7 protein-coding genes are annotated in these 5794 nt (G+C 36.8%); 3 read left to right on the forward strand and 4 right to left on the reverse strand.

Going from position 1 to position 5794, the window contains the following annotated elements:
* Positions 1-251: 251 nt before the first annotated feature.
* The 3 genes from tnpA to tnpC all read left to right on the forward strand — a co-directional run bounded on the left by tnpA (position 252) and on the right by tnpC (position 2946).
* Positions 252-635, forward strand: a complete 384-nt coding sequence (gene tnpA, locus ACESSZ_RS16135; protein WP_173722044.1) for an IS66 family insertion sequence element accessory protein TnpA — start codon at positions 252-254, stop codon at positions 633-635.
* Positions 629-988, forward strand: coding sequence for an IS66 family insertion sequence element accessory protein TnpB (gene tnpB / locus ACESSZ_RS16140; protein ID WP_081019426.1), 360 nt, complete (start codon positions 629-631; stop codon positions 986-988). The genes tnpA and tnpB overlap by 7 nt, the downstream gene beginning before the upstream one ends.
* 311 nt (positions 989-1299) lie before the next feature.
* On the forward strand, positions 1300-2946 hold the full coding sequence (gene tnpC / locus ACESSZ_RS16145) for an IS66 family transposase (protein WP_347126368.1): 1647 nt from the start codon (positions 1300-1302) through the stop codon (positions 2944-2946).
* A 121-nt stretch (positions 2947-3067) separates the two neighbouring features.
* Here the strand turns inward: tnpC and ACESSZ_RS16150 are convergent, their stop codons facing one another.
* From ACESSZ_RS16150 to ACESSZ_RS16165, 4 genes are all read right to left on the reverse strand, one after another.
* A complete protein-coding gene (locus ACESSZ_RS16150) occupies positions 3068-3652 on the reverse strand; it encodes a hypothetical protein (RefSeq protein WP_071143779.1) in 585 nt (194 codons plus the stop codon).
* A 42-nt stretch (positions 3653-3694) separates the two neighbouring features.
* Entirely contained in the window at positions 3695-4207 is a 513-nt protein-coding gene (locus tag ACESSZ_RS16155) for a hypothetical protein (protein WP_071143778.1), read from the reverse strand.
* Between the two features lie 25 nt (positions 4208-4232).
* The gene (locus ACESSZ_RS16160) at positions 4233-4976 is read right to left on the reverse strand and encodes a hypothetical protein (protein WP_071143777.1); all 744 of its coding nucleotides are present in this window, start codon (positions 4974-4976) and stop codon (positions 4233-4235) included.
* Positions 4977-5059: 83 nt separating this feature from the next.
* Positions 5060-5671: a hypothetical protein gene (locus tag ACESSZ_RS16165; protein ID WP_173722015.1), complete on the reverse strand. Its 612-nt coding sequence runs from the start codon at positions 5669-5671 to the stop codon at positions 5060-5062.
* Positions 5672-5794: the final 123 nt, after the last annotated feature.

The following is a 5794-nucleotide window of genomic DNA, read 5'->3' on the forward strand; positions in this document are numbered from 1 at the left end:
GCTTCAATAATCTTGTTAAAAAGTTCTAAGAGTATATCATTTCATCACTCCAATCTATAATTTTGGTAAGAAAAAAGGTAAGCGATGAATAATCCACCGGTTTTTCAGTATCCAAAATTTATGAGATAATCCCTCTAAGGAGTGGTATCTCTATAACTTTTCCAGTTTTTTGCACTTAGGACCATTTCACTTCAGTTCTTCTGGTACCTGTGCTAATCTCACTCCAAATAAAAAACAGGAGTTGAATTTTTATGCCTAAAAAAAATCCAAGACGTACAGATAAAGAATGGTTGAATCTGATCCAGGAATGCCGGTCCAGTGGTCTTTCTGATAAATGCTGGTGTCAGGAACATCATATCCATACAAGCAACTTTTATTACCAGATACGAAGACTTCGACAAAAAGCCTGTGAGATACCGGAACCAGTCCATTCTTCTTTCTCAGGAAAACAGGAAGTTGTACCGCTTTCTTTTGAGGAACCGGCAGTCTGCCCATCCTCAGTGCAGCTCAAAACGGATACCATTCCAGACTCTGTTATAAAAATCACTTATCACAGTTTCCAGATTGAGATCACCAACGCAGCAGACCGTGAGACCATATTTCATACGTTATCAGCGCTGCAGGATTTATGTTAGGTGATCTGTCCGGTGTGTCTAAGATCTTCGTTATCACCGGACGTACAGATATGCGAAAAAGTTTCGACGGGCTTATGGCTATCATACGCGATACATATGAACTCGATCCGTATGCAAATGCAGTTTATCTTTTCTGCGGAAGGGATAGCCGGAAACTTAAGGCACTCCATTTTGATAAGGATGGTTTTGTGCTGCTCCAGAAAAGGCTTGACGGAAACGGCAGGTTCCAGTGGCCGCGGAATGCTTCGGAAGCCCGTCTTTTGACGCGTCAGGAATTCCGGTGGCTTATGGAAGGTCTTTCCATCGATCAGCCAAAAGCAATCAAAGGCACAGGCAGAAAAAAAGATTTCTGATCCTTTGTGCAAAACAGAGAATTTTAAATTTTCTATATCCGTGACAGCAGGCAGCCGCCAGACACTTATCCACTGCTTTCTTTTTTCCTTTCGAATGCGATGTGGATGAGACTCAAAAAAACATCTGTTTTAAAACAGCAGGTGGATATCTTTCCTAAAAGAATGAGCATACAGGCATATCTTTCATTTTTTTAGGAAAGATATCCACAACTGAGGTACCGTCAGATTGACAGTACCATCTGTCCCGTCTGTTTGCCATATCTCCGTACTTCTTTTATAATAGGGATAAGAAAACAAAGGACGGAAATGCCATGCCTCATGATACAGAAGATATGATCCAGCTTTTATTAAGCACGAATAAAGAACAGGAACAGACCATTGTGGATCTCAGAGCTACCATAAAAGAGCTCCGCAGTACTATTGCGAACCTGAATGAGACGATAGATGAACTGAAAAGGAAGATCTTTGGAACATCCAGCGAAAAGATCAGGCGTCCTGATCAGGAGGAAGAAACGGTGACCGTTGTAAAAGAACATACACGGACCAGAAGAAAAAAGTCTGTTCGTGCAGATCTGTATGAGGCCCTTCCCATAAAAGAGATCTCCTGCGATGTTCCCCCGGAAGAAAGGATCTGTCCGGACTGTGGTTCCCCGATGGAACACCTGGGGTATAAGTTTGTCCGGGAAGAACTGCGTATCACTCCGGCAAAAGTGGTAAGGGTCCATTACATGCAGGAAACCCTTATGTGTCCTGTATGTCGGCAGGAGGATGAAACAATGATCGTAGAGGCAAAAACACCGACACCGCTTCTTGCCCATAGTCCCGCATCGCCGGATATGGTGGCAATGGTCATGTACCAGAAAAGCTTTCTGCACCTTCCCTTTTACCGTCAGTCAAAAGACTGGATGGAAAAAGGGGTGCCTGTCCCAAGAGAAACTGCAGCGCACTGGTACAATTACTGTTCATTGGAATATCTCTCTCCAGTCTATGAAGTAATGCATCAGGAACTGCTGGCAAGAGAGATCCTCCATGCAGACGAGGTACCCTGTCAGGTGCTTCATGAAGAGGGAAAAACTGCCACTTCAAAATCCTATATGTGGATCTACCTGAGCGGGACTGATGGAAAACCACCGATCATCCTGTATGATTACAGACTCGGACGGAGCGGGGATTATCCGATAGAATTTCTCCATGGTTTCACTGGGATGCTCCAGTGTGATGGGTATAGTGCATACGGCAGGATCGAAGATGTTGTCCTGGTCTGCTGTCTTGCCCACTGCAGGCGTAAGTTCTTTGAAGCAGTCCCAAAAGCACGTCAGAAAAAGCTGAAACTTCTGGACATTAATTCTGAACAGGAACTTGCAGAACCTCCGCAGGGAACTGCAGAAGACAGTTCCCTGCTCCCTGCCGAAAAAGGAGTTGCATTCTGTAACCGTCTTTTCTATATGGAACGTCTCTACAAAGAACTTCCACAGGAAGAACGAAAACAGAAACGCCAGGAAACAGAACCTGCCATCTGGAATGAATTCTGGACATGGTTGGAAACCCTGGAGCCTGCTGGCGGGAGTAAGCTTGAAAAAGCGGTAAACTATGCCTTTAATCATAAAGAGACCCTTATGAATTATCTACTGGATGGAAGATGCGAGATCTCTAATAATGCAGCGGAACGTCGGGCAAAAACCTATGTGACGGGGCGTAAAAACTTTCTGTTTCATGATACTGCTGATGGAGCAACGGCAAGTGCCATTGTATTGAGTCTCATAGAAACAGCGAAAGCCAATAACCTGAACATCTATCATTATCTCTACACCTTGCTGCTGTATATGCCGGACTATAAAAATGAGCCCGCAGGCATAAAACAGCTGCTGCCATGGAGTGACTTTATAAAAGAAAGATGTACCGGGATCATAGATATCGAAAAAGTAAGACCTGAAGAACGTGGGAACCTGAATATTTAAGGTTCCCAGGAAGTCGTGACCGGGTGATTATTCATCGCTTACGAAAAAAGCAGTCAATCCTAAGACTAACTGCTTTATATGTGATATAAGGTTATCAGACAATTTACCAACAAAGTATATACTATCGACTCAATAACATAGGCAAAAATTTTAATAATAAATCAATTCCATACGTAAATATGAATAACCCTAATATTATCGAAACTATTGTTCCTATTTTAATTTTTTTAGCCAGAATAAATACTGCTGGGTGCTTTGGGTCAATATATATGCTATATACATTTCCTCGTGTCATACTCCTATTTAATCGTTTATGAGATATATTTTGTGCTGTTTGCTCACGATAATAAGTTCCGTTATATGTATATTCAAATATTGGAGATTGTGTAGAAATGCCATTGCCACCATAATATGTATTGTAGCCACAATACACGCCGTCCACTTTTTCTCTACAACGCAATAACGAATATAAATCATTTACCCCAACCAAAATAAATACCAAACCAAATATAATTGCTCCCAATGGATAAACCAAAATCTCACCATATGGCAAAGTTAAAGATAAGATAGAAACGATTCCACAGCCAATGAAACAAATAAACATAATCAAACAGATAAGTGGCATGACTTTATAGCGTTTCTTTTTCATAATTACAAAACATACTATACCAAATACTATTGTTAAAAAATAAATAAGAATTGTCATTCCTAATCGCTCCTTTGATTTTACCAAACCACTTAGTCAATATTATTTTTCTAACTGTTCTTGCACAAATTTAATGCTATTTTGAATATATTCTTTGTCTTTTTCTGTTGCAACTTCTTCTAATTGTTTAAACAAAGCAATACATTCATTTCGTTTACCTAATACATTAAATGCAGTTGCAATATTGAGATACCATGTCATTTCATCTTTCATATCTTTAGGTTTCGTATCTATTGCAAGAAGTTTTTCTAAAAAGAGTTCTCCATTTTTATTTTCGTGATATTCTCTTACAATATCATTGTTCATTTTTCTAAACTGACGTCCTCTCCGCATTAAAACAAAGAATACAGTAAAGAAATAAACAATAGTAATAACAGCAATACCACCAACAATAATGCCTAAAAAGCCAATTGTTGATTTTACATAGGGAATTACTATGTTCACATAAATCAATAGTAGTACCGCCCAAAATAGAAAGGCTAATCGGATAAGCCATTTATCTCTTTTTTCATATATTGCTCTTTTATTTTTTAGATTTTCGGGTTCGTAAATCATTTTATTTCACTCCTTTATTGCCACATCAATCAGAATTTGTTTCATTGTTCTGATTTTGTTTCTTCCATTCCTTATAATCTTTTTGCGTTTTTTGTTGTCTTTTAACATCTGCCATTTTTTCTAAAATTACTTCTACGTCTGGTTGACTGTGCTGTTCTGGTAGAGAATAGAAAATAAGGTTATCATCGCTTGTATATACTGAAATATTAAAAACCAAATCACTTTCTACAATTTCTTGCATGATATAGGAAAGTTCTTCTGCATATTCTTTATCAGTTTTTCCCTCATTAAGATATATACTTGTTTCTATTTCATATTCCCTTTTTTTCAGATATTCTTCTACACTTTCCTTACCATTCCATTCTGTCGTGGTTGTATGCCCTTGAACTTCAATTTGATAACCTCTTATAAAAGGCTTATCTTGAAATAAAGGAGTTGCAAGTTCTTTTATTTCATCAGAATAGTAATAAACATGGTAACTATCCTCAAAAAGTCCAGTATTTCGTGTATATATAGTAGCAGTTTGAGAAGAATTTTCTTTACTGGAAACTTCTGCCATAATCCAGTTTAATCCTATTTTTTCTTCTTTGTACTTCTTCACTTCTGTAATAATAAATTCTTCATTGTATTTGTCCTTTAATTTGGATAAGATATATTTTTGTGCTTCTTCACTAGAGTTAAAATCATGCGAATAACTGCTACAACCATTTAATAGTCCTAGACAAAGCACGCTTGCTATAACACCTAATAAAAATTTTTTATATCGCATAATCGCCACCTCTATGTGATTTGATGATTTAATACAGTTCTACAAACTGGAATTTACTGCACTACAAACTGGATTTTATCCATCTATGAAAGTTGATTTATACAGTATTCTCTGATTGCATTATTTATAGATACATCACCATTCTTAAAAATACCTTCACCTTTGTCTTTCAAATAATCTAAAGCACCTTGATATTTATGCTCGTGAATCAATGATAATGCTTTTCTTAATTCAACATGGTATATAGAATTTTCTAAATTATTGTAAAAATCACAGATTGAAGATGATTGAGCAGTTTTATAAAAATGTTCTAAATAATTATCTATGATTTCTTCTAATTCACTGATTGTCCATTCTTTTAATTCTGTTTCATTTTTAAACAATTCAGCACCGCTAACTGTAAATGCACCAATAGTTCTCAAACTTAATGGTTCTTTTTTATTGGTTTCCATTTTCAATAAATCCCATAACAAATCATCTAACCACAATGGTTTGATTGTTTCTATAGCAGTACAATAACACTTATCATCTGACTTTACTTTCACACCAATAAGCAAATCAAAGAATAATTCCTTTGTACTATACCAAATCATAAAATCTTTTTTCTTAAACTTATATTTTTTAATTTTATCTTTAAGCATTTTAGGCAAAACTTTTGTTAGTTCTTTATATTTTTGTCGTTCTTCTTTTGTCATTTGAAACACATCCTTACAACTTCTAATTTGTCGCTTTCTTCATATCCATATTATAACAGTTCCATATATCCACCACAATAAAAATCAGCATACCCTTTAAATATTTTCTGCATTGAAAATGCA

The organism is Eubacterium sp. 3_1_31 (genome assembly GCF_964249515.1).
GTDB lineage: Bacteria > Bacillota_I > Bacilli_A > Erysipelotrichales > Erysipelotrichaceae > Longicatena > Longicatena caecimuris.